We start from the raw sequence: 25,937 nt of genomic DNA, 5'->3' as shown, positions 1-25,937 counted from the left end.
GAAGCCGATTTGCTTCGTCCTTTCTATTGGGGTTTTTACAATGATTTTCTTAAGCTATTCATCTTCGATTTCTTCATCTATAATGCATTTTTCGATTAAGTATTCGAAAGTAATATCAGCGAGTTCTTCCACTTCGCCTTCTGAGGGAACATAGCCCCTCTTCATCAGCTCTTGAAAGAAAAACTCTGCTATTTCATCTGTGTCGATGAATACCTCAATCTCCTTCATTGCCTCGCCCCCCTTTTGTTCAAAATGTATGATGCTTAAAGTCTTTTCATGCTACTTCCCTAAAAAATACAGTACACCTACGTTTAAATTTTCTTTTTGAATGTTTGGAATGTTTTTAGTTGGACAAGCATAAAGATAGACTACAAACAAAGCTTTATAGGAGGAGTTCGTATGACAACCATTTCAAAGTTGTTTCAGTCATTTAGTGAGGATATTAATAGTGAAGAAAGTGTACTAATGATTTCGTTCGAGAAGATTACATCCTTCTTTTTTCAAGGAGCACTTTGGACAGGAATTCCACTTTTTATTTATTTCATCTTTCATTATATAAAGTGACTATACATTGCTCTTCCCATCGTTCGTTTTTAATTGCTGGAGTTTTTTTAATACTAGCTTCATGACTTTAATGTAGTCTTCATCATGAAACATCTCATATAAAATACGATAATCATTATACAAATCTAACAAAGCATCAATCATTTCACTCGTTAGTTTTTTTTCGTTCAGAATTTCTTTTTCAGCTTTCCTATAAACATTTTTCAGTTCAGGCAGTTTTAGAGTCTTTTTCTTTTTATCTAGTGAATACAGTAGTCCCAGCTTTTTTATAAAAGTATCGGCACTATCTGCATCGGCAATTAGTGTTAACTCATCTTCATTTACTTCTAGCCATTCCCCATCACTGATACGTGAGAGTTCATAAATTACATCCTCCCAGGCATCCTCCTTATACCGCCATATTTCTGTTCGGAAACCAACTACTTTGAACAAATCTGCCCCGTAACCTTTCACCTGGACAAGATCACCAATAAAATACTTATACTCTATATCGATTTCTTCTCTTTCAATCGGATCACCCTCATAATCGGAAAGCATTTGGAGACTTGACTCCATGTATAATCCTTCACTCTTATTTATCTCATATACATACATTCCATCAAGCCACTTCAAATTCGTTACTTTGCCAACCGTACCATACATAGTGACCACGACAGTATCACCGATTTTATACTTTGGTTGTTTTCGTTCACTCATGTCAATGGTTCACCTCAAATGTTTGTCTAAAGTTTTGATTACAATAGTATATGCAGGCAATAAAAAAACGTCTCTTCATGGAAGAGACGTGTCAATTGTTTTTACTCTATTTGTGTATATGACCTAGTCGTTTATATATAAGTCCCATGCATCATCGAAAATAGCCATGCTTTCTAAGTAATGGCCATTTAACTCCAAATAGGAGGATAACTCACTGTAAACAGTCGATGTCTTTGGAAAGCTATGATCTACATAGGCATCATTGGCAAATCGACTAATGGCATCCTTTGGTGCTGGATGCCTGTATTTCATTAAAAAATGATAAAATGATTTTCTCAAGTATTCAGACACGCCTTTCACAAATGGTTTCCCTGTTACCTTACTATAGGTATTTTGGAAAAGGCAAGTATTTTACAAGGGTAACTAGTAAAGTCAAAGTAATTCCACTCAGTTATACCCCAGTCCCTTTTGTGAACCTAATACGAAGATAAGTTAATAGACTTCAAATAAGATTTACTTTAAGTTAATAGAATTTTACGAAAAATATATTTCGTCCACTCTCCTTACCCTTATCTAATACCTATCTTTTGGGGATTTTTACATAACTTCATCCTGATTTTATTTTCATCCGTACAATAAAACCTCTCATTTGACAAACCACTTCCTAATATTCCCACAAAAGTAAAACTTTATATCTATTTTTAATATTTTACACTTTATTAATAGTGTTTTAATCCTTAATTAATCTTCTTTTTTTAACTTAGTAAATAGATTTACTTTATTTTTTCACATCTCTACTAAACTATTAAATGCTACGGAGGCAAACAAATGGAAAAGAACGGTTTGAACAGAAGAGACTTTTTAAAGGTTGGTGGAATGAGTACACTTGCCTTGACCTTAGGTACAACAGGTGTTTTATCTTTAGATGGACAAGCTTTAGCGGCTGGTAAAGCAGATAATCCAACTAGTGGCTTTGGTGGCTATGGTCCACTAGTTCCTGATCCAAATGGAATTCTTGATCTTCCGGAAGGCTTCCATTACAAAATCATCTCCAAAGAAGGCGACCTAATGACAGACGGAACTCCGATACCTGGAGCTTTTGATGGAATGGCGGCATTTGAAGGCCCCAACAATACAACCGTACTTGTTCGTAATCATGAATTAAGTGGCGGCCCAGCATTCGGAAAGAATCCATACGATGCTGGCGCTAAAGGTGGTACAACAGCTCTAGTTGTAGGACCGAATCGTGAAGTGAGAAAAGAATATGTTACCTCTTCAGGAACCATCCGGAATTGTGCAGGAGGTGCGACTCCTTGGGGTACTTGGTTAACTTGTGAAGAAACACGTTCCGAAACTCACGGATATGTATTTGAGGTAGATCCACAGCAACCAGAAAATGAATTATCTAAAACTCCAATCAAGGAAATGGGGCGCTTCTCTCACGAGGCTTGTGCCATAGATCCTTCAACTGGATATGTATACTTAACCGAAGATGCTAACCCAAGCTTCTTATACCGTTTTATTCCAAATGACTTGAGCCAAAAGCCCGGTTCGTTACAAAAAGGCGGTAAGCTTTTCGCAGCCGCAATTGAAGCAGTAACTGATCCATCAGCAAGCACCTTTAAAACTGGGCAAACATTTAAAATTGTTTGGAAGGAACTAGATCCGCATTATTGTGTAGAGGACGCTAAGAAACATAACTGCATTCGATTTAACAGACTAGAAGGAGCTTTCTTCCAAGAGGGTGTTTTCTGGTTCGATGATACCTCAGCTGGTGACAAGAAACTTGGACGTGTGTATCGTTATGTTCCTCATACTAATACATTAGAGCTTTTCTATGAGGGTAATGACGCAAAGCACATGGAATATCCGGATAATATTTGCTGTACTCCATGGGGCGATCTTTGGTATGCAGAAGATGGTTCTGGCCAAGACCGCATTATGGGAATTACTCCAGAAGGGCAAGTTTATCCTTTTGCCGCTAATCGCCTAAGTGGCTCTGAACTGTGTGGCCCAATCTTCTCACCAGATGGAAACACACTTTTTGTTAATATTCAAAGTCCTGGAAAAACTTTTGCCATTTGGGGACCGTTCCAACGCAGAAACTCTGCGCGCGCAAGGGAGATGTCATTTGCTGCTCCAGCAAATCTTGCACCGCAAGTTTCGGAAAAAGTGGCTAAGGCTGCTAAGGAGCAAGGTATGTCCATTCTAGAAGCGGCAGCATTTGAGCGCCACGGAATAAACTTATAACATTCACATCATAAGGAGGTTCAATCATGCTTCAAAACATTGGAATACCTGGATTAATTCTATTATTAGTCCTGGCACTTATCATTTTCGGTCCTTCTAAGCTACCTGAAATTGGCCGAGCCTTCGGAACAACCTTAAAGGAATTTAAGAAAGCAACCCGTGAATTAGTAAATGGTGACGACAGTAAACCAAAAACGGAAGAAAAAACTCCCCTCCATGCAATTGAACATACTAATCAGAAAACTGGAAGCTAACTGATAGATAGATGTAGGTAGGCCTTTTCCTACTTGCATCTATTTTTTCTAACGAAAGGATGTTCCTTAATGGAAAAAGAAGTAATGCAACTCACTGACCATTTAGCAGAATTACGTAAACGAATTATTATTACGTTACTTATTTTTATATTATCTCTAATTGTGTCTCTACTATTTGTTGGAGATCTTTATCTATTTTTAGTAAGGGGTTTAGAAGGAAAATTAGCTTTACTTGGACCAGGGGATATCCTATGGGTTTATATGGTCATCGCGAGTGTCTTTGCCGTTGCTATCACTATTCCTGTAGCTGCCTACCAAATTTGGAAGTTCATAAAACCAGCATTATCAGTTGAAGAACAACGAGCAACTATAATGTTTATTCCAGGTTTATTCATTCTATTTGTTTTAGGTATATCATTTGGTTATTTTGTTCTTTTCCCATTAGTTCTCTCCTTTTTATTAGAGATAGCTGGAGATCAATTTGAAACATTCTTCACAGCAGAAAAGTATTTCCAATTCATGCTTCACTTAACACTCCCATTTGGATTTTTATTTGAAATGCCTGCAGTTGTAATGTTCCTTACCAGACTTGGAATTGTAAGTCCAGAAAAGCTTGTAAAAGGAAGAAAGATTGCTTATTTTTTGCTCGTTATCGTTTCTGTATTAATTACACCACCTGACCTGATTTCAGATGTTTTAGTCATCATTCCTTTATTCATTCTGTATGAATTAAGTATTTCTCTTAGCAAAATCGTTTATAAAAAACGTGTTTCTGCCGAGGCTTCTGTCGCATAGGAAGAGTGAAAAACAGAAAACTTAATAAGCCAAACCCCGAGCTTAGTATTATTCTAGTTTTATCTTGTTATCGCTTGCTTTTTCTCAAATCACAAAAAAGTACCTCTAATCATTCATTAAAGAGCATTATCTATTTAAAGATAACTGCTTAAAAGATGAGTTAAGAGGTACTATCTTAATCTATTTGGACTAAACGTTTATTACTGATTAATATAGAAAATTCGTGTCTCTTTTTCAATCTTACCTGCTTTGTTTGTTGCTTCAAATGTGACCACGTGGAACTTTTCTTTTAATGGTTCTTTTACCTGAAGAGACACTGTGGAAGTTTCTTTGTTAAATTCAGGTTTGTATGGAATTCCATCGATTAACACTTGTAGACTATTTTCCTCTATAACAGACCCTTTATCCCAATTAATTTTAGCGGTAAGGAGAGGTGTGTTATTAGGTACAGTTTCCCCCATCTTTAAATCAGGTGTAATCGTAAGTCCTTGACCTACACTGCTTGGGGAATGTTCTGCCGCTTGTTCTACATCTTTCATAAGGCGTAATGTATTTTCTCCAAGGAGCTTTTTAATTTCCTTTTCTTTATAGCCTCTTCTTATTAATTCTTCCGTGACTTTATATAACTCTGAGGAGTCTTTTAAATCTGCAGGCAATGGTCCGCCATCAAAGTCAGAGCCTAGTGCAACATGGTCAATCCCAATTAAATTCACAATATGATCAATATGGTCTATATAATCATCCAAAAGTGCTGGTTCATTTGGATAGCGATCTGTTAAGAATTGAGGGTAGAAAACTACCCCTACGACCCCACCATTTGAAGCTATTGCCCTAAGTTGATCATCTGTTAGATTCCTCTGATGATTTCTTATTGAAGAGGCACCAGAGTGAGTAGCCATAATTGGTGCTTTAGAAATATTAATAACCTCCCAGAATGTATCCTCTGACATATGTGATACATCTATCAACATTCCAAGTTTATTCATTTCTAGGGCCACTTGCTTTCCTAATTCAGTTAAACCACCTTCTGATGGAGTTCGATCGGCATCACCATATACCTCGTTTGCACCTTCCCCTAACGCATTTGAATAATTCCAAGTAAAACCAAGGGCTCTAATACCTAGGTCATAATATTGGTGCAACAAACCAATTGCATTATGTTCTTCTAAGGAATACGCCCCTTCAACTGTAGGGACAGCAGCAATCTTTCCATCTTTGACAGCTTGTTGTATCTCCTTATAAGAAGTAGTAATTGTAAGAACATCAGAGTTTCTTTCCTCCGTCCAATATAGAGCATTAATTAACGCAAGTGTTCTACTATTACTACGTGGATTATTGCCATAATAACCGGATGTATAAGCAGCAAAAAACGGTACATTTAACCCGCCGGCTTCTAGTTTAGGGATATCAATTTGAAAATTAGTATTACTTCTAATATCAGTACTTGGCAACCATGTTATTGGATCAACAACTTTCATCATCGTATCATTATGGCTATCAACGACCGTTGTACCAAAGTGCAGATCCATCGCATTAACCTCTTTAGCTGATGCCAAATTGCTCTGTGGAGTAGCGCTGCCAGATAAACCAATAAGTAGAACCGTTAAAATACTAAAGATTTTTTTCATACAGACCTCCTAAGATTCATTTCAAAACAACCTTACCCAACTTAAATAATTATATTTTCATAGCTTTTCAGTTCTAGTAAAGATCTTTACTAGAATAGTTTAATTAAGAAATAATTGTAAAGTCAACCATTATTGGAATTTTCAGTAAAATAGTCTCTGAGTTTGCTCATTTTTATGTTAAATTAGTTAACAAAGAAATATCTATTGATTCAGGACATAAGACCTTTTTTTATCCACCCTTCCGACCTTATATCCAGAACTAAGAAATTTACATAGACGTTCAGGCTACGTTGATTTCTAGAAGTTTTTTGCCACCGGTTCCTCCAAGCCTTCCTCGAGCTTCCCGTTTTATTTTGGTGTCAAATCCATTTATACATCCAATGCAAATCCTTTTCACTTTTTTTCCAAATAACATAATATTACATAGATAGGTAAGTATAAATGTGTATAAATGGGGTTTAATACTCCGTTTCTACACTAATTAAGGAGGAATTCGTAATGACCGTAAAAAATGAAGACCTATTATCTCCCTTTCGTTTTGCTAATGGAGTAGAAATTAAGAACCGTATTGTGATGGCTCCCATGACTAATTTCTCTTCGAATCCCGATGGCACCGTAACCGACGCCGAGGTTTCTTATTACGCTAGACGTTCAAAAGGGGTAAGTATGGTTATCACAGCATGTACATATGTAACCGCAAATGGGAAAGGATTTCACGGAGAATTTGGTGGAGATCGTGATGAATTCATTCCAAGCTTGCAGCGAGTTGCGAGTGCGATTAAGGAACAGGGCGCAAAAGCCATTCTTCAAATTTTCCATGGTGGAAGAATGTGTCCTCCTGAGCTTGTACCAAATGGGGTAATCGTGAGTGCGAGTGATATCCCAGCAGAAAGAGGAGGTAATTCGACAGAAGAGCCTGATATTAAGCCACGCCCATTATCTGAAATGGAAGTAGAAGAGATGATTAAAGCGTTTGGGGAAACTACTCGTCGTGCCATTGCAGCGGGATTTGATGGGGTAGAAATTCATGGGGCAAACGGTTATTTAATACAACAGTTCTTTTCACCTCACTCCAATCGAAGGGAAGACCGATTTGGTGGAAGCTTAGAAAATAGAATGACTTTTCCTTTGGAAGTTGTGGATGAAGTAAAACGTGTCGTGAGTGAGCATGCCGATGGTTCCTTTTTAGTGGGCTACCGTTTTTCCCCTGAAGAGCCTGAAACTCCAGGTATTACAATGTCAGATACTCTCACCTTAGTGGATTCATTAGCGGGGAAAGGTTTGGATTATCTTCATGTATCACTAATGGATTTCTTTTCTACACCACATAGAGGAGTTCAAGACCTATCTAAAAGCAGAATTGAGTATTTACTTGAAACAATTAAAAATCGGGTTCCTTTAATTGGAGTAGGTTCCATTTACACAGCAGAAGATGCACGTAAAGCGTTTGCGACGGGAGTCCCTCTTCTTGCATTAGCAAGGGAACTAATCATTGATCCTGATTGGGTACAAAAAATCGCTGAAAATAGAGAAAACGAGATTGTAACAAAAATTAATAAAGTTAATAAAGAAAAGCAAAAAGAATTAGTTATTCCTGACCCTTTGTGGAATGCTATTATTCACAGTCCTGGATGGTTTCCTGGTGTGTAAACTTCTAAAGAGCTCTTGAACCATATCAAGAGCTCTTTAGCTTTATTAACAAAAAGATGCAAAGCCAGAGATCCCTGAATCCCTCCAAAAAGGACTAATCCGAAGAAGTGGGTTTGAAACAACTCCAATCTTATTACTAACCTAGTAAACAAACCTACGTGGATAATAAGGATCCTTTTTCACACAATTATGATTGTACCCTTTATAAAACAATTATAAGTGCACACAAAGAATGCTTCTTTCAAAATAAAAGAAGCATTCTAATTAGGATCATAAAGCTCATAGGCTAATTTCAATGAATTCACAATATAATCAGCAATTTCTGTTGCATTTAAATGATCAGTTTCAAGTCTGGAGTGATGATTTGTATAAATACCCTGTCTTTTGTTGAATAAATCTTCAATTTCTTCCATAGTCAGTCCCTGCAAAACCGGTCTGCTATTAATAATTATGTTTAGACGTTCTTTCCATAGTTCCCATGTAATATCCAGAAAGATAACAATACAGTTATCTAATGCTATTTTACGAATTTCTTCTTGTAAGAAAGCACCCCCACCTAATGAAATAACCTTTAGTTTTTGTGTGCAAAAATCAATAATGATTTCTTTTTCTATTTTCCGAAAAGCTGGTTCACCGATCTGTTTAAAAACCTCAACAATGGGAACTTCAAATCTTTCTTCAATCACCTTGTCAATGTCAATAAAAGTGCGGTAAAGTCGCTTGGCAACTAATTCTCCAACTGTTGTCTTCCCAACCCCCATGAATCCAATTATAACTATATTTTTTTCTCTAATTGATTCCCTACCATTCATATATATAAAGCACTCTTTCTATCAGAAATCATTGATTTCTTTGAATTTTTTTATCATTCTTAAAATTTAATCGATTCTTGCCTTTTTTTCAAGCAAAAATAAGCTATCCAACTTGTTTTGGTCATCCAAATCACTATTAATCACTTCATCAACTTTAGCTTTTAATTCAGCATCCTTTGCCATTAATAGGATTAAGTGAGTTAATTGCTTCTTTTCTTCTTCAATTAAAGTCTCATCATCAACTCCCAGTAATACATTTAAAGTTTTAAATCCCAAAGTACTAAACATTTTATCGTAAAAAGACATGATGTTTCCCCCCATCATACAATTATCACCAAAGTAACATTTGAAAGCCCAAAGAAAAATCTTTTTCTAAGGGCTTTCTTTCATAAATAGTAAAAAGAAGGTGCTATTCCACTCTTTATTATGACAAAACTTGACAGGAACTCTCAAAAGGCTTGGCTGAATAATATTTCATAGTTTTATGGGTTTTTAATAATAGTGACGGACCCCATCTTCGTCCAAATTCCAATGTGAAAACCATTCTTCCCATAATTCCCACACTTCAGACACGATAAAATTATGGGCTCTATCCTTTGTCTGAGTATATTTGTACATTGGGTTATCATTCTGATCATACCAGGTATAAGTGGTATACCTATCCTTTGTGGTAACCATGGCATTATCCAGTTCGCCTAGATTGTTACGATCCAACCAGTATTGTACAGTAGTATTGGTTGGTCCCGGTACCGTGTGGTCCCAACTCCAAATGTCATATTCACCAAAGAGCAGATAAAACGGTACTTTATCATTTTTCCCTTCAACAGGTCTTAAAAGTGGACCCGAAGTTGAACCAAAAGCAGCAAAGTATTCGGGCATGACGGCACTCGCATAGTTCGTGAACATAGAGCCGAGAGATTGACCAGTTAGATAGCGTTTCCCTGGATCAATATTGTAATCTTTGTCAATTTGCTTAACAACTTCCTCAAGGAAGACAAAATCATTCTGTTTATTGGTTGCGTAGTTTACATTCCAAGTCACATCCGTAGAAGTATTGTATTGTTCACTTGGCATTACGAGCATAAAGCCGTGTTTGTCTGCTACCTCCCACCAATGACTGGCATCAAAAAATACTCGAGCCGTTTGCGTGTTTCCTGCAAGTACGAAAACTACTGGAATGTTCTCCTCTGGTGCTGAATTCGGAACATATACTAAATATTCACGAGTATATCCGTCCAAATTCATTTCCTTTATTTCCACACCCATCTTTTCGTAATCAGGTCTTACGCCTAGTACATTGCCATTAATGGTTGTGTTGTCATAGCGCGTATAATAAGAAAGGAAATCATATACTTTCTTAGTGAAACCCGTCTTATATACTCCGTTTCCACCTTGATCTAGAACAGCCACTTTGGAACGTATATCACTGTAGGAAGTAACAATCCTATCAGAATCTTCCTTTTGTGTATAAACGGTACTTCCCATCAATCCCGCTGTTGATCCTTTCTCTCCCGATGCAACTGTGTCATTAGCACCTTTCCAGTACTCGACTAAGTTTCCTACAGAGCTTGGGTTATCATTTACGAACCAAGTTGGGACCGGTACCTCAGAGTAAGAAATCTCTTTATTTTCAGCAAACGTTTTATCTCCTGTTTCCTGAATAAATTCTGAATCAAGATCTTCTGTTTCTACAAAAACGGAGCTAATGACAAAGAGTGGATTTTGCATCGCCCAAGCTTGAAGTGCTGTTCCTCCGTCTCCATATCCGGCTAAGTAAAAGACACCAAAGGGATTATAATACTTAGTATCTTTTAGTACCTTTACTGCTTCATTAATATAGGCAAGTTCTTCTTCTACACTTCCCCAACCATTCACTCCAGGCTCTAGTATAAATAACCCTTCTGATTTCTCATCAGCAATATCCAACCATCCGCTTTTGTGAAGAAACTCTTCTGTCGTCATACCATCTGGAGCAGCTATGACCGTAAAGTAATCTCGGACAGTCGTTTCTGGGGCTACATAGATTTTTACCGTACGCGACTCATCACCTACAGTAACATTCCGAGTAAAATACCCGTTTAATGGCAACTTGTTACCTAATGTAATATCAATAGCTGGTTTTTCCATTCCATCTAAGGAGGTAGCCTGTAGTTTTAACGGCTCAGCGTTCTTACTATTTATCGATCCAGCAGAAACAGGCATAACTATACTGAGTAGCATGATTGAAACAATAAATAAGAACATAATTTTTTTACCACTCATGACCTTCACTCCCTCATTTAACTACCCGTAGGAACCATTAGCATTTAGTATTCTATGGTTCCTACGAATCTATTTAATATTTTTCTACTGTAAACGTATAGGTACTAGTTGTTACTTTGTCTGGTGCTATTATGTCAATTTTAATAACGGATCCCTCTTCAACAGAAACCTTATTAGCTGAACGATAATCTACTTTTTTGCCATTAATTCTGATTGACTTTACTTTAGTAGACATGGTTGTAGGAATTACGGTTATTTCATCATTAGCCTCTGGCACTTTAACTGTATAGTTATAAGACCATGGGTCAAATTTATTTGGTAACGAGTTACTAACCGTAATGGTTTCACCAGCCCATGAGAATGGTTGAGAATCTGGAGCAAATTGTACAGTTTTCCCAACAAGTTCTGCACCTTCAAATTCAATGTTAGAGAGGACAGAATACTTCATATACCCACTATCTCCGTTATAGTTGATCGGGTTAGAGGTTAAATATTCTGTATCGTCACCCATAATACCCGCAAGCTTTAAGGAAATCCAATTTGTTCCATCTCTCCACATATCCCCGATGGTTGTTGTACGACTATAGGGAGCATCATTATTTCCACGTAACGTTGGAGATGTACCTGCTTCCCCCTTGTCGATTACTTGTTGTAAAGCGGCCTCAAACAATCTTAAATTGTTATCACCAAGTGGTGTCTCATCGTGACCAGTAAATAATGTTGTAGCCTTTCCACCATCTTTCTGGTAATTAGAATATGTTTGTTGAGCAAGTGAAAGTAGAAGATCCACTCGTACACCTGATACGTTTACATTATCCGCTGAACCGGCACGTGTACACCCATAGATATCAGATGCAAATAACAGACCATTCTTTTTATCTTGGAGCATGATTAGGCTATTGCTATGGCCCGGTAAGGCATATACATTTAAAATACTTCCACCAATATCAATTACATCCCCCTCGTCAATGTTCTTAATTTTTGCTTGATCCTCTGGATTAGTAACCAATTGCCTTGAAATATCTGCCCAGCCACGCTCATTAATATAAACCTGATGATCCTTTAAGAAGTTAGGAATCTGCATAATATGATCCATATGAGTATGGGAAACGATCATGGAGTAAGGCTTTGTCGCTATGTTTTTATCAATATATTCTTTTAGGTTTTTCACATCAAACTGGGTCTGCAAGGCGTCGAACATAATTCCACTCTCTTGCCCTTCAATATAGTAAGCCATAGCTCGAACAGACTCAGAATCATTATAGAGTTGATATACAGCAGGACTTGTGGCTGTTCCCTCCTGGATAAGAACATGTTGGAAATCATCGACAGCGGGACGATAAAGTTTCCAGGTGAAAGTCTGGACTGGACTTGTGATCATTCCGTCCTTAACCGCAATGGCTTTATATACGACCGTTCGTTCAGGTAACTGACTATTACTCAATGCTTCGTTAATGTGACCTTTAGATTCTACTGTATAGACTTGACTAGATGTAGTTGGAGTTGAACCGTCCGTAGTGTAGTAGATAGTAGCACCAGGTGTAGGAGTATAGAGTTTAATGTATCGTCTTGGAGCAACAGCGTTTTGTTTAGGTAGTGCTTGGACAGGTGTTACCATGGAACTGATTATTTTGTTAAAGATCTGATTTACCTCAGATCTTTTAATAGGCTCATCTGGCTTAAATAGTTTTGCTGTTTTACCATTCATGTAACCTAATTCTACTAAGGCATTTACACTTCCTCTAGCCTCTGAACTTATCATTTCATAGTCTGTAAAAGGTGCAGGTTGTTCGGACTCCGCTATTCTAAATGCATCTACGAGTATCACAGCCGCATCTTCTCGAGAAATCTCACTATCTGGATTGAAGTTGCCTAAAGCGTCCGCGCTAATAAGACCTTCCTCATAAGCAGCCTCAATCTGCTTCCCAAATGGATCTGTCGTTTTTACATCATTGAACTGTTTTAGTGGTGCTTTCCAAATGTCGTTATAATCACTAGGGTGTGGCCACGCGAAATAATTAGAAATTTTCCCGATAAACTCTGCTTTTGTTATATGGTCTCCACTCACTGCAGATGCAAAGGGAGAGCTTGGAACTAACATGATGACCATAATTAAGGCTAAGAAAATCTTAAATTGTTTCCTAAGTTTAGACATCATCTTCCTCCTCATGTTTACCTTTTAAGGTAATTACTGAATCGTCTCTGTTACTTCCTAGCAACCCCTTGTTATGTTTGCGATGGTGTATATAGGATAGCTAAGTATAATTTCTGTATCTTGTTCATTTGTTTACGCTTTCAAAACTTTCTACATTCATCATCACCTCCTTATATTTCAAGCAGAGGTATTATAAAAATAAAGAGGCTACTCAAAAGTCACAATGTATTGTTTCTACCGAGCCTGCCTCTTTATCTATCTATCTTATTTTTCTAACTCTGGATCAAAAAATTCACCAAATAACTCCGCATCTGAAGGTTTATCTTCTGGAATCGGTTTCGACACCCATGTATAGTTCATATAATGCTTAAGGTTCACGTTCTCTGAGATGATATTTCCTCCCCACGTTCCACAACCAAGACTTGATGTCATTGGCATACCATTCGTAAACGAACCAGCGTTTGCTTTTGACTGAGGTTGGCGAACCATAATCCTGCTCACTGGTGCCGCTAACCCAAGGCGATGAATATGATCGTCGTTAAACGAGTAAATACCACATGAATGCCCTTTTCCTCCCACTTCATAAATGGCTCTCATCATATCAAGTGCATGTTCAAACTCACCTTCATATTTATACACCGCTAACAATGTGGTTAACTTTTCCCCTGAAAAAGGGTATTCTTTTCCGATTTGGTCGCCTTTTACAATGATGAATTTTCGATCTTCAGGAATCGAAAAGCCCGCTTCTTTAGCTAATTGTTGTGGAGCAACAGCGACCGTGTTAGGAAGGCGATGTCCCTCTACATCCCACATAACAGAACGAAGGCTAGCTTTTTCGTCATCATTAGCTAAATAGCCACCCACTTTCACCAATTCTTCTAGCATCGCCTCATATACTTTGTCACTTATAATTAAATTTCCATCTGCTGAACAACCTGAACCATAGTCTGATGTTTTACTAAGCATGGAGTTTAGTGCTGCTTCTTTCACATCAGCTGTATCATCAATGATCATCGTTGAGTTACCAGCTCCTACACCGTAAGCTGGTGTCCCTGAACTATACGCACTTTTGACCATATCTTTCCCACCCGTAGCAAGGACTAGATCTGCCCTTGACATGAGTGCTTTTGTCATTGGTATATTAACTAATGTTAAACACTGAAGAAGATCAGCTGGTGCTCCTTCCTTTTCAAGAGCTTCCCTCATGAGCCTAACCGTTTCAAAAGTAGTTTTTTTCGAACGAGGATGCGGTGAAAAGATAACAGCATCTCGTGCCTTAATGGCATAAATAGCCGTACCTGCTGGGGTTAAATCAGGATTTGTTGTTGGCACAATTGAACCGATAATACCTACGGGCTTCGCATATTTAACAATTCCTTTTTCCGGTATTTCCTCAATAGCACCAACACTTTTATGTCGGAGGGCATCTCGTAAAATCCCTCGAATTTTCATTCGTTTTCCCATTCGACTCACACGGTCGCCTAGCTTACTTTCCTCAATACCCATATCAACTAATTCAGTAAAAGTTTTTTTATTGGATACTGCCCATGCGACTGCCTGACATAAGCGATCCAGCTTTTCCTGACTATACGACTCAATTATGTCCATTGCCTTTTTCGCTTTCTCGAACGCGAGATCTAGCTCTTTTTGTTGCTCTTCCGTAAGTTCCACTGGTTTTTTTACTGCATTGGTTGACAATAAAATTACCTCCTACAAATTTGGTAGATTAGTAGATCGATCTTATTTAAGCAATCATTATTGATCCTTGAGTCTTAGACAGAAACGTGGTGTACACTTTTACCAGGAGAATAGATATCCATGATGTTCCAATGTCCATCAGTAGGTACTGGGTTATTCAGCATAGCTACATCAATAACAACTGGCTTATTTGCTTTGATTGCTTTTTCTAACGCTGGTTTGAAATCTCCTGCAGACTGAACCTTAATTCCTTCCACCCCGTAAGCTCTAGCAATTGCTGCATAATCTGGAGAATATGGTTCTCCATCCTTTTTGAAAACAGTCCCTAACGTCGTACCAAAATGAGCTTTTTGCAGACCTGCGATAGTACCAAATGCAAAATTATTCATAATGACCCAAACAACCGGGATATTCTCCTCTGCTGCTGTCGCTAAAACAGCTGGGTTTTGGCCAAATCCACCGTCACCTACTAGTGAGACAACAATTCGATTTGGTGCCGCAATCTTTGCACCAAGTGCTGCTGGTGCTCCAAATCCCATCGTGGCGAATCCTCCAGGAGTCAGAATGGACCCAGCCTCATAGATAGGAAACTGCTGACCTACTCCATTTTTGTTCCACCCAACATCCGTCGTAATAAGAGCATCTTTTGGGAGGACTTGACGTACTTCGTCAACAATTCGTTGTGGCATCATTGGGAATGATTCATCTTCAATAAACTTTCGATTGCTTTCCTTGAACTCGTTCCGATTTTTCACAATTTCTTCTTTTAATGAATCAAGAGATTCACGTTGTACACCGTATGGGAACATATCTTCAGCTACTTTATTTAATACGGTTAAGGCCTGTTTTAGATCTGCGACTACACCAATTTCTACTGGGTAGTTCCGTCCAATTTCGCTCGGATCAATGTCTATTTGTATTAATTTCGTTGGGGGGAAGTTGAACGTGTACTCCGGTTCCCATGAACTACTATCTGCCTCGGCAAAGCGAGTTCCTAATACGAAGACGTAATCCGCGGCTTTGCATTTGTCATTTATAAATTTAGTTCCCCAAAAACCTGTCATACCTAGAGTTAATGGATGGTCATCAGAAACTGCACCTTTCCCCATTAAGGAATGGGCAACAGGCATATTCAACCGATCTACTAGTTCTCTTAGCTGATCTGCTGCATCAGCTAACAAGATCCCTCCACCTACATAAAAGATCGGGCTTTTTGCTTCTGCTAACGTTTGTATAATTGTCTTTGCTGTTTCGTTGTCAATTGATGGCTTATGAAGATTCTTTGCATTCAGCTTTTGCTTTTCAAAGTAAGAGGTTTCTAATTCTTTTGAAAAAATGTCCATTGGTACCGAGATTAAGACTGGACCTGGATTGCCACTTTCAGCTAATTGAAAGGCTTTTTCTAAAATTTCAGGAAAGAGATGTACGCTATCGACCCGCCATGCTCTTTTAACAAAAGGACGATAGATTTCATATTGAGTTGCATCACCATGTAAATTAACTTCTTGATGTGGATGCTTACCGTAGTAATGAGTTGGTACATCGCCTGCAATAACAACCATTGGTATTGAATCCAAAGCTGCATTCGCCACTCCCGTTGCCGCGTTTGTGAGTCCTGGACCTAAGTGGCTTAAAAGAACGGCTGCTTTTTTCTTTACCCTTGCATAGCCATCAGCCATATGTGCGGCGATTTGCTCATGTCTAACATTCACAAACTTAATTTTGCTATTTTCTAAAGCGGAAAGTACGGCTATATTTGTGTGACCACAAAGTCCAAAAATATGTTCAATGCCTCTTTCTTCAAGATAATTTACCAATTGATAAGATATTAACTGTTTCATATATGGCCTCCTTTAAAATCTAATAATATTTTGCCGCACTGGCCTGAGATGGCGTAAATATATGCCTTTTTAAACTCTTTAAGAGGGAAAATATTAGAAATAATTGGCTTTACATCAAAATCATCATTAAGTAAATAATTTACACACTTAGAAAAATCCTCCGGAAAATTATAAATTATTGATCCATGAATCGTAATTTCATTTCTTACAATCTGAACAATTGGCAAAGTTGCTTCTGGAGTTAGACCTATTAAAATGACAGATCCGCCTTGTTTAACCACTCGTACCGCTTGTTCTACAGCCTGTTTTACCCCAGCTGCTTCAATTACAACATCAAACTTTTCGTCCTTCACTTCTTGAGCTAAAACCGTATGAACCCCAAAAGCAACTTTTACTTTTTCAAGCTTTGATTGGTAAATATCTATCGCAGTAACCTTCGCTCCAAGAAAGTTGGCTAAAGCGATTGCGAGCATTCCTTCCGTTCCACAACCAATAATTCCTACAGTTGTACCCTTTGTAATAAAAGCTTTTTCAAAAGCATGAGTTATAACAGCGAATGGTTCAATTAAAACTGCTTTTTCATCCTGTAATTCCTCAGGAATTGGAAGAACATACTTTGATGAAATCGTAATCTCTTCTGAAAAAATCCCATCCACATTGACTCCAAGAGATTCCTTGAAAGAACAAATATTACGATAGCCTCTTTGACAATTCTCACATTCTCCACAAAAAGTATTAGGTGTAACTACAACCTTTGTTCCTGTGGTAAGCTCGACCTTTTCACCGACCTCAATAACTCTCCCTACTAACTCGTGACCAGGTCGAACCGGGTACTTTGCGTGGCCAATCTTTCCCTTATAAACACCAATATCAGAACCACAGATACCGCCATAAATGAGTTTAATTCTAACTTCGTTTTCTCTAAGAGGGGATTCAACTGGAAATTCTTTTAGTTCTAGTTCCCCGGGGTTTTTCAAATGTAATCCCCACATAATGACCACCACCTAATTATTAGATCGATCTAAAATGAAGAAAGCGTTAACATAATAGTACCTTTTGTTCCAAAGAATAGCAATTAAATATTTACTATATAACTGAAAATATAAATTAATCAGAAAACTAAAGACCAATTTTTTTACGTAACGATTTCTCTTCGGTTGCATGAATAGAAAGAAAATCTTTGGCAGTTTCTAAACAGCGTCGTGCGTACTCTTCATAGCCTAGCTCTTTTACTCGTTTAATATTTGGCATTTCAATCGAGCAAGGTGTGTTCACTGGTATACTGTTTACGATACCTGAAATATCAATTCCCCCTTCGCCAACATAGAGACGTTCCTCCCTTAGGATCCGTTTCATTTCATCAACCGACGTTGGTGCTTGATAAGGAGCATCGCATAGGTGGAAATAATGAAAGTACGAACTAGGAATTTTTTGGAGCTCCTCCAGTTGATCTCCTGAACGGTGAAAATGGTGCGTATCAATCATAATTCCTGCGTTAGATCGATTTGCAGAATGAAGAATATCTAGCGTATCTGCAAGAGTCCTGACGCTTGCTATGGGTACAAATTCAAGTTCAACTGAAAGATCAAATTGTTTAGCAAGATCGCATACTTCTCCAAATTTCTCAATCGCATAATTCCGGTTATCTGTCCAAATACTGCTTAGAACATGGCGTCCACCTAATTCTGCAGCAACTTCAAAAGCTGGCAAATAGTTTAATGGATCCATTCCATCAAAAATTCTAGCTAACTCAATATCCAGTAACCTCAAACCTGTGTCTGCAAGTGCTGCCTTTGTATCTCTCATCATCTGTTTATTATTTGCAAGATCATAATTAGGCTCTCCTGGTAAACCCATATAAATAGGCCGAAGACTCACAAAATCATAACCCACTCTAGAAGCAATATGAATGATTTCAGCTGGAGTACAATTAAGTGCAGTAAGGTGCGCAATTGAAAATGGTCTTGTCATCATTTCCCTCCCCAACATGCAAGCTAATCTCGTTACCCAGTTATTTTTCTATTTTTTGTTGACTTGTTACTTTTGTGTGTAAAAGAGACGATGGACCGGCTTTCAACATATAACTTTCACTACGGCATCCTAGCTTCTGTTTTACAGCCTGTGCAGTGTGGATAACCTTTTTAAGATCCATTCCCGTCTCAATCCCCATTTCATGAAATGCATAAGCTAGATCTTCGGTTGCGACATTTCCTGTTGCTCCGGGTAAATATGGGCAACCTCCAAGTCCAGCTATTGAACTATCAAAATGAATAATTCCCTGCTGCAACGCACTTACTGCATTTGCAATAGCAAGACCTCTTGTATTATGGAGGTGTAAAGTAAATAAAATATCGGGAAAAGTATTCCGTAAATGGCCAAGCATTTCATATACTTGCTTTGGATTTGCAGTACCAGTCGAATCTGCCAATGAAATTTCGTTAATACCCATAGATTCGTATCTATACACAATCTGATTTATTCTTTCTTGAGGAACGTTCCCCTCAAACGGGCATCCAAAAGCTACCGATATAGACCCTCCTACCTCTATCCCCTTCTTCTGTGCTAATTCAATGATCGGATAAAAACCATTCTGTGCTTCTTCCGTTCCGCAATTGGCATTAGAGATACTATGCGAGTCAGTGGCAGATAACATGAGCTTTATCTTTGTTATGCCTGCCTCAATGGCCCTTTCTGCTCCTTTTACGTTTGGAACTAATGCTCTGAATTTAATATTTTTCAAGTCGTTACACGACTTGACAACCTCTGTAGCATCTTTTAATTGAGGTATAGCCTTTGGATGAACAAACGAGGTAATCTCGATTGAAGTAACTCCTGTTTCTGCTAACGATCGGATGATTGATACTTTTTCTTCTGTAGGAATCCATTGATCATTTATAGCTTGGAATCCATCGCGAGGAGCAACTTCGCAAATATAAGCCCTTGAAGGTAGATCAAATACTGTTAGATTGTTCATACGTTCACTCCTTTACTTAATAGTTCTTACTGTACCTAAACTGTCAGAAGATAGTTATTATATCGATCTAATAAAAATATGTTAGGTTAGATCCCCACCTTTTAACTATGGTAACAGCAATAAAGAAAGCGTTACCATAATAATACATGATTTCCGCTTGTTTGCAAACACATTTACTGAATTTTCCTAATAATTTAAAAAGTAATGGACGTTGATGATGACGTTTAGTATTATTTAGTAAGTAAGTAAGTAAGTAGTTAGATCGTTCTAACAGTAAAGGAGTAGTTTAATCCTATGAGATTCTATGTATATTCAATACTAATCATTTTGTATATTGCATCCAACTTCACATCCAGCCCTGTGTTCCCTTTTATTACTGGTATGGTAGCTATCATTGGATTAATCGTCTCTTTTTTTCATGCATCAGGAATGTATCTCTATTCTGGATTTGTCTTTCTATCTATAGGTGGTTGTTTATATTTCAGCAACATTTTAAAAAATGCTCTTCCCTGGTATCATCTATTTTTGCATTTTGACTCAATGCTAGGCATGCTCTCCCTTTTTTTGGTTCTCCCCTTTATAAATACTCTTATTCGAGTGGGAAAATACGATAAAAATCTAAATTTATTACTTCAGAAAGGAATTAAGAACGTAAGTAAACTATATAGGAGAAGTTTTCTTGTTTGCCATCTTTTAGGACTATTTTTAAATATTGCTACCATTCCACTTCTGAGAAACTCCTTGAAAAAAACTCTTCAGCAAATTCCAGAAAAAAGCCAAGAAAAATTTTATACACAAAACCTGTTACGTGCATATGCACTCTGTCTTATATGGAATCCACTTGAAGTGATGGTTGTGACATCTCTAGACATTACTAATACCGATTATTTCGAATTTTTTCCAATAATCATTTCAATTGTTCTATTGTTTATTTTGATTGATTGGTTTCTTTCTCATTTTAAACATTCACGATCGGTAATTGAAATCGAATATATAGATCAGATACATCTAGTAAAGACATATAGAAAAATTATTGAATTAATTCTATTACTCCTACTCCTTGTATTAGTTGTTACGGTAGTTCAACGGTTCCTTGATTTAGGCTTTCTTTTTTCCATGGTATTAGTGATCATTCCAATTTCCTTTCTATGGGCATCCTTCATTGGCATAGGGAATAGGTATAGGAAAGTTGCCGTTCCACTATGGGTAGAAAGAACAAGAGGGCTTTCCAATTATTATTTTATGTTTTTAAGCGCAGGGTTCTTAGTAGGAATGATTTCGAAATCGACATTCATTTATAATTTGCAAACTCTATTTGTAGAAACTTCAGATCATAGGTTATTGCTTTATTTAGTAATTGGTGGATATTTTCTTGTCTTATCTCTTATTGGTTTTCATCCTTTGGTGTCTCTTACACTTTTAGCAACCCTACTACATCCACTTTTACCCAGCATTTCATCAGTTTCATTGGCCGTTGTACTGATCACTTGCAGCCTAGCATCCGTCATGTATAGTCCTTTTAACTTATCCGTATCACTTTTAGCTGATCAGTTAAAACTAAATTCTTATCGAATGGGAATATGGAATATTTTGTTCGCCATATCTTTTATGGTTATTTGTATACTTATTGCCTATCAACTAAGCTTTATCATTTAAAATAGGGAGCCTCTAGGCTCCCTTTCTGTTACAAGAATCAATTATGAAGATTTTCTAACTACCAATTCCGGTTGCAAGATAATTCGCTGGTTTTCACGATCCTGATTCACAATTCTTTGGTGAAGTAGAATTGCCGCCTGTGAGCCTATAAGTCTAGCATAAGAAGAAACGGTAGTTAATGGTGGGTTATATAATGGTGCCTCATTATTATTATCGAAACCAACAACAGCGAGATCTTGCCCAGGCTTTAATCCCGCATCGTTTAATCCAAGCATAACACCATGTGCAACTAAGTCATTAAAACAAAAGACCGCCGTTGGTGGATTTGCTTGGAACAACACTTTACGAATTGCTCCCATTCCGCCTTCTCTAGTAACAGGACTTTCTATAACTAATGTCTCATCGATGTCTAAGCCCGCTTGTTTTAACGCACTACAATACCCATTCCGCCTTTCCTTCCAAGCAGTTGAATGGGAAGTTCCGCCAAGAAAAGCAACTCTTCTATGGCCTCTTTGAATTAGGTGGTTTACAGCCATTTGAGCTCCCACTTCGTAGTCAATTCCTACATAATCACAGGAAACGTTTTCAATTTCCCTCACCGCTAAAACAAGTGGGATATCGATCGACTTCACCCGTTCAATACTATTTTTTGAGCTTTCTGAAACAGGACATAAAATAATTCCACCAACCCGATGTTCGAGCATTCTCGATATAAGCTGTTCCTGTTTCATATCCGAGTCAAAAGTAGTGCCAAGGAATACAGTGTATCCTGCTTCCTCTAATGAATGATGAACACCTCTAAGTAGTTCCGCGTAAAATGGATTCGCAATGTCAGTAATAATTAACCCAACTGTAGAAGAAGACTGTGACCGCATATTGGCAGCAACTCTGTCATACACGTAGCCCAGCTCATGCATTGAATTCAATACCTTCTGTTTTGTCTTTTCTGCAATTTTAGAACTGCCACGAACAATTAATGATGCAGTCGCCCGGGAAACGCCAGCATGATTTGCTACATCTTGCAGAGTTACTCTTTTTTTATGCGTCATCTTTAATCACCAGCTCACCAAAAATAATTTAATTTCTATTCAGTAACTTAAATACTACAGTTAAACAATTAATATACTATAACTATGTAGTATATAAGTATCACTGTCAACTTTGTTATTCCATAAACTCTACTAAAAATAAAGACACTTGTGGTATATAAGTTAAAATCAGAAGTGTAATAACCATAGCAATAAAGTATGGCATAACTGCTTTCGCTAGTGATTCTATTGAAATTCCCGAAACACTAGATCCTACAAATAAGTTTACCCCCAGTGGAGGTGTAATAAAACCTATTGCTAAATTGACAACCATAATTAAACCAAAGTGGATAGGGTCTACGCCAATATTCATTGCTACGGGCAATAAGAGTGGAGTTAAAATAATAATAGCTGCAACCGTATCCATAAAACATCCTACTATTAAAAGTAAAATATTGATTAACAAAAGAATAATAATCGGGTTACTAGAAATAGAGAGTAATCCCTCGGTAATTTGACTCGGAATTTGTTCCACCGTAAGTATTCGACCGAATGCAGTTGCCGTTCCAACGATTAGCATAATCGTTGCTGTCGTTATACCACTATCAATCAGCATTCGAGGTAAATCTCTAATTTTAAGCTCACGGTAAAAGAACACTCCAGCGATAAACCCGTATACAACGGCAACTCCAGCTGCTTCAGTAGGGGTAAAAATCCCTCCATAAATTCCACCTAATATAATGAGAGGGACTAAAAGTGCCCATTTTGCATCCCAAGTGGCTTTCAAGAACTCTTTAAACGTGCTTTTTCCAATACCTTTGTACCCTTGTTTTCGAGAATAAATATACGTCCAAATCATTAAGGCTACACCTACTAATATTCCTGGTAGGATTCCCGAAATAAACAATTTCCCTATTGATTGACTTCCAACTACTCCATACATAACCATTGGAATACTTGGAGGAATGATGACGCCTATAGAACCAGCCGCACAGACAACTGCTGTTGCAAATTTCTTATCATAGCCTTGTTTAATCATTGCCGGTATCATGATTCCTCCAACAGCGGCAACAGTTGCTGGGCCTGAGCCAGAAATGGCTGCAAAAAACATGCAAGTAATAATTGCTGCAATAGCAATACCGCCTGTTTTGTCTCCAACAATCGTATTAGCAACTTTAAATAGTCGATCAGATAGTCCGCCTTTCCCCATAATCTCCCCAGCTAGAATAAAAAAGGGAACAGCTAATAGCGGGAATGAATCAATTGAAGTGATTAATCCCTGTGCTAAATATTCTAACGGCATAGAACCAGTATAAAAAATAGTCACTAATGTTGATAATCCTATTGAAATACCAATCGGCACGGTAAGTAATAAAAAAAGAGCAAGACTTCCAAATAATACAATTGCTGTCACTTTTTCCCCTCCGTTTCATTACATTTTAAAAATAATTATGAAAGCAGTTATTATTGTGGAGCTTCTTTCCCGATAATAATTTTTACCTGCTGAATAATTTGTTGAATCAAACGGATACCTGTTAATCCCAAACCAATTGGCCCAGCTAGATAAACAAAACCAATTGGCAAGCTAAGTGCAGGTGACAACTGCCCCCATGTTAGGAGCTTCATTGTAATTTGGTATCCATAGATTATTCCAAAAAGAGCAAAAGCCAAAAACAATAAATTTCCTACTATCCTCAAGGCTGCTTGTGATTTCCCTTTTAGGGCTAAATAAAGTACATCCACACTCATATGTTTTTGCTTTTTCACTCCATAGCTAATACCTAAGTACACTAACCAAATAAAGCAGTACCTAGCTAATTCCTCTGACCAAGGTAATGAATCCTGCAGAACATATCTCATAAATACCTGAATAGAAATAACAACTACCATTACAAAAGAAAAAGCAGCTATAAATAACTCTTCAAAATGCTCGTCAATCCAGTGTAATAATTTCATATACCATTCACCTCTTTCTAAGGGAGAATACTTTATTTATGTATCACGAAGATATGATGAAAGCTTAAGGGGGATTGACCCCTTAAGCTCGGTGTAGCTTATTTTCTCAAGTTATTAATTTCTGCTAATAATTCGTCTACAAATTCCTCTCCAATACTAGCAGAATACTTTTCATAAACTGGTTTAACCTTTTCTAGGAACGCGTCCTTTTCTTCGTCAGTAATATCAGTAACCGTCATACCATTTTCAGTTAGGAATTTATATCCATCTTCATCCTCTTTTTGGTTTAACTCTCTTTGATAATCTCTAGCTTCATCAGCCGCTTCTTGTACTGCCTTTTTTTCCTCATCGCTTAGTGTATTCCAAAAATCTTTGCTAATTAAGAATGGACTCGCATTATATACATGGCCAGTCTTCGATAAGTATTTTTGTACTTCATAAAATTTATTAGCTGTAACATTCCCGACTGGATTTTCTTGACCATCGACTACCCCTTGTTGTAATCCTGCGAATAATTCTGTGAACGCCATAGGAGTTGGGTTTGCACCTAATTCAGACCAAATATCCATATGCAGATCATTTTCAAGAGTTCTAATCTTTAATCCTTTTACATCATCTGGTGTTTTTACTTCCTTTACACCATTTGTTAAATGTCTAAAACCATTCTCCCAATAGTTTAAACCTACTACATTCTGACTCTCTAACTCTGCTAATAAATCAGTTCCAATTTTTCCGTCTAATACTTCATAGGCAACTTCAGAGTTTGGAAATAAGAACGGCAAGTCAAAAACGTTAAACTTAGGAACAAACTGAGCGATTGGACCTGTTGACATTGTTGTTCCTTGAATAGAACCAAACTGTAACGATTCAAATACTTCGCGATCCCCACCTAGTTGACCGTTTGGATATACCTCTACTTTTATGGATCCATTTGTTTTATCTTCTACTAATTCTCCAAACTTTACTAACCCTTTTGTAAGCGATCGATCTTCTGATGTTACAACGGCTAATTTCATTAACTTCTCATTGGTAGCTCCATTGGCTTTTTCTGGTTCCTTATTACTCTCATTATTTGCGGATTGTTGTGAACACGCACCTAGAATCATTAAACATAAGACGAACAATAATGATAAAGCTCTTTTCATTTCTCATTCACTCCTTATTGATAGTTTTAGGCTAAGAGACAATTATTTGGCCTTTTTAGTAGATAACGCTTACATAAGTATGCAAAAATTCAACCTAATCTTCTTGGCTCTGTTAAAAACGCAATAATAAGTATACGCTTTCATTTTGTAAAACCATACAATAATGAAAGTTAGATGCCCACCTCCCTTTATTGATAAAAAAATCAGATAAAATTGAATCGATCTAATTTTTTTCCATAATTTCTATGTATTTATAGTATATAACAGTGAAATTAAGTATAACAACTATTTTTTAAAAAGATTCTTAATTGTTAGAAAATTATTAGATCTATTTTTTCGTTCACATGCTATTCTAGAAGGATTGTTGGGCCCTTCTTATTGAAATTTTTTTAGGGAAATTGCCAATGGCACAGTTAAATTTTTCCGCGATTAATTATATCGATCTAATTTATTGATTCTAAACATTATCGATTAAAGATTATAATTCATTTTAATACAAACCCAATATTTACAAATGAAACTTGTGATATTACAAATTACCCTATCCCTATCTTCTCAAAGATGATCCATAGC

General features: G+C 37.3%; 23 protein-coding genes. 6 read left to right on the top strand and 17 right to left on the bottom strand.

The window, feature by feature from the left end:
- Positions 1-54: 54 nt before the first annotated feature.
- Positions 55-228, bottom strand: a complete 174-nt coding sequence (locus BKO01S_RS23755) for a YozD family protein (protein ID WP_084361903.1) — start codon at positions 226-228, stop codon at positions 55-57.
- Between the two features lie 171 nt (positions 229-399).
- Between BKO01S_RS23755 and BKO01S_RS24545 the strand changes: the two genes are divergently transcribed.
- Complete coding sequence (locus BKO01S_RS24545) at positions 400-564, top strand: hypothetical protein (RefSeq protein WP_198158749.1); 165 nt, start codon at positions 400-402, stop codon at positions 562-564.
- Here BKO01S_RS24545 and yodN read toward each other — a convergent pair whose 3' ends face one another.
- Together yodN and BKO01S_RS01830 are read right to left on the bottom strand one after the other, a co-directional pair.
- Positions 565-1,260 (bottom strand): germination protein YodN, encoded by a 696-nt coding sequence (gene yodN / locus BKO01S_RS01835; protein WP_066047874.1) that lies wholly within the window; start codon positions 1,258-1,260, stop codon positions 565-567.
- A gap of 123 nt (positions 1,261-1,383) precedes the next feature.
- The gene (locus tag BKO01S_RS01830) at positions 1,384-1,599 is read right to left on the bottom strand and encodes a YozE family protein (RefSeq protein WP_066049486.1); all 216 of its coding nucleotides are present in this window, start codon (positions 1,597-1,599) and stop codon (positions 1,384-1,386) included.
- Positions 1,600-2,088: 489 nt separating this feature from the next.
- Here BKO01S_RS01830 and BKO01S_RS01825 point away from each other — a divergent pair, with 489 nt between their 5' ends.
- The 3 genes from BKO01S_RS01825 (at position 2,089) to tatC (ending at position 4,559) form a co-directional block, all read left to right on the top strand.
- The gene (locus BKO01S_RS01825; protein ID WP_066047872.1) at positions 2,089-3,510 is read left to right on the top strand and encodes an alkaline phosphatase PhoX; all 1,422 of its coding nucleotides are present in this window, start codon (positions 2,089-2,091) and stop codon (positions 3,508-3,510) included.
- Positions 3,511-3,536: 26 nt separating this feature from the next.
- Positions 3,537-3,764 carry a twin-arginine translocase TatA/TatE family subunit gene (locus tag BKO01S_RS01820; RefSeq protein WP_066047870.1) on the top strand — a complete coding sequence of 76 codons (228 nt, stop codon included), beginning with the start codon at positions 3,537-3,539 and terminating at the stop codon, positions 3,762-3,764.
- Between the two features lie 69 nt (positions 3,765-3,833).
- Entirely contained in the window at positions 3,834-4,559 is a 726-nt protein-coding gene (tatC, locus tag BKO01S_RS01815; RefSeq protein ID WP_066047868.1) for a twin-arginine translocase subunit TatC, read from the top strand.
- 200 nt (positions 4,560-4,759) lie between these two features.
- Here the strand turns inward: tatC and BKO01S_RS01810 are convergent, their stop codons facing one another.
- Complete coding sequence (locus tag BKO01S_RS01810) at positions 4,760-6,187, bottom strand: dipeptidase (RefSeq protein WP_066047866.1); 1,428 nt, start codon at positions 6,185-6,187, stop codon at positions 4,760-4,762.
- 498 nt (positions 6,188-6,685) lie between these two features.
- Between BKO01S_RS01810 and BKO01S_RS01805 the strand changes: the two genes are divergently transcribed.
- A complete protein-coding gene (locus BKO01S_RS01805) occupies positions 6,686-7,837 on the top strand; it encodes an NADH-dependent flavin oxidoreductase (RefSeq protein ID WP_066047863.1) in 1,152 nt (383 codons plus the stop codon).
- Between the two features lie 260 nt (positions 7,838-8,097).
- Here the strand turns inward: BKO01S_RS01805 and BKO01S_RS01800 are convergent, their stop codons facing one another.
- From BKO01S_RS01800 to BKO01S_RS01760, 9 genes are all read right to left on the bottom strand, one after another.
- Positions 8,098-8,649: a shikimate kinase gene (locus BKO01S_RS01800; protein ID WP_066047861.1), complete on the bottom strand. Its 552-nt coding sequence runs from the start codon at positions 8,647-8,649 to the stop codon at positions 8,098-8,100.
- Positions 8,650-8,715: 66 nt separating this feature from the next.
- Entirely contained in the window at positions 8,716-8,955 is a 240-nt protein-coding gene (locus BKO01S_RS01795; RefSeq protein ID WP_066047859.1) for a hypothetical protein, read from the bottom strand.
- A 186-nt stretch (positions 8,956-9,141) separates the two neighbouring features.
- Positions 9,142-10,911, bottom strand: a complete 1,770-nt coding sequence (locus BKO01S_RS01790) for a CE1 family esterase (protein ID WP_066047857.1) — start codon at positions 10,909-10,911, stop codon at positions 9,142-9,144.
- A 73-nt stretch (positions 10,912-10,984) separates the two neighbouring features.
- The gene (locus BKO01S_RS01785) at positions 10,985-13,066 is read right to left on the bottom strand and encodes an S-layer homology domain-containing protein (RefSeq protein WP_066047855.1); all 2,082 of its coding nucleotides are present in this window, start codon (positions 13,064-13,066) and stop codon (positions 10,985-10,987) included.
- Between the two features lie 264 nt (positions 13,067-13,330).
- The gene (locus tag BKO01S_RS01780; protein WP_198158748.1) at positions 13,331-14,764 is read right to left on the bottom strand and encodes an aldehyde dehydrogenase family protein; all 1,434 of its coding nucleotides are present in this window, start codon (positions 14,762-14,764) and stop codon (positions 13,331-13,333) included.
- 74 nt (positions 14,765-14,838) lie between these two features.
- Entirely contained in the window at positions 14,839-16,605 is a 1,767-nt protein-coding gene (locus BKO01S_RS01775) for a thiamine pyrophosphate-binding protein (protein WP_066047853.1), read from the bottom strand.
- Positions 16,602-17,597, bottom strand: coding sequence for a zinc-dependent alcohol dehydrogenase (locus BKO01S_RS01770; RefSeq protein ID WP_066047851.1), 996 nt, complete (start codon positions 17,595-17,597; stop codon positions 16,602-16,604). The genes BKO01S_RS01775 and BKO01S_RS01770 overlap by 4 nt, the downstream gene beginning before the upstream one ends.
- Positions 17,598-17,724: 127 nt before the next feature.
- Positions 17,725-18,576, bottom strand: coding sequence for a sugar phosphate isomerase/epimerase family protein (locus tag BKO01S_RS01765; RefSeq protein WP_066047849.1), 852 nt, complete (start codon positions 18,574-18,576; stop codon positions 17,725-17,727).
- Between the two features lie 40 nt (positions 18,577-18,616).
- Positions 18,617-19,579 carry a hydroxymethylglutaryl-CoA lyase gene (locus BKO01S_RS01760; protein ID WP_066047848.1) on the bottom strand — a complete coding sequence of 321 codons (963 nt, stop codon included), beginning with the start codon at positions 19,577-19,579 and terminating at the stop codon, positions 18,617-18,619.
- A 741-nt stretch (positions 19,580-20,320) separates the two neighbouring features.
- Here BKO01S_RS01760 and BKO01S_RS01755 point away from each other — a divergent pair.
- Positions 20,321-21,235 (top strand): hypothetical protein, encoded by a 915-nt coding sequence (locus BKO01S_RS01755; protein ID WP_232311139.1) that lies wholly within the window; start codon positions 20,321-20,323, stop codon positions 21,233-21,235.
- Positions 21,236-21,276: 41 nt separating this feature from the next.
- Here the strand turns inward: BKO01S_RS01755 and BKO01S_RS01750 are convergent, their stop codons facing one another.
- The 4 genes from BKO01S_RS01750 to BKO01S_RS01735 all read right to left on the bottom strand — a co-directional run bounded on the left by BKO01S_RS01750 (position 21,277) and on the right by BKO01S_RS01735 (position 25,364).
- Positions 21,277-22,284, bottom strand: coding sequence for a LacI family DNA-binding transcriptional regulator (locus BKO01S_RS01750; protein ID WP_066047844.1), 1,008 nt, complete (start codon positions 22,282-22,284; stop codon positions 21,277-21,279).
- A gap of 115 nt (positions 22,285-22,399) precedes the next feature.
- Complete coding sequence (locus BKO01S_RS01745; protein ID WP_066047842.1) at positions 22,400-23,677, bottom strand: TRAP transporter large permease; 1,278 nt, start codon at positions 23,675-23,677, stop codon at positions 22,400-22,402.
- A 50-nt stretch (positions 23,678-23,727) separates the two neighbouring features.
- Positions 23,728-24,219: a TRAP transporter small permease gene (locus BKO01S_RS01740; protein WP_066047841.1), complete on the bottom strand. Its 492-nt coding sequence runs from the start codon at positions 24,217-24,219 to the stop codon at positions 23,728-23,730.
- 98 nt (positions 24,220-24,317) lie between these two features.
- Positions 24,318-25,364 carry a TRAP transporter substrate-binding protein gene (locus BKO01S_RS01735; RefSeq protein ID WP_066047840.1) on the bottom strand — a complete coding sequence of 349 codons (1,047 nt, stop codon included), beginning with the start codon at positions 25,362-25,364 and terminating at the stop codon, positions 24,318-24,320.
- Between the last annotated feature and the right edge of the window lie 573 nt (positions 25,365-25,937).

The sequence above is a fragment of the Robertmurraya korlensis NBRC 107688 genome, assembly GCF_001591645.1.
In the GTDB taxonomy this organism is placed as follows: Bacteria; Bacillota; Bacilli; order Bacillales; family Cytobacillaceae; genus Robertmurraya_A.
This window is presented reverse-complemented; position numbering and strand designations above follow the sequence as displayed.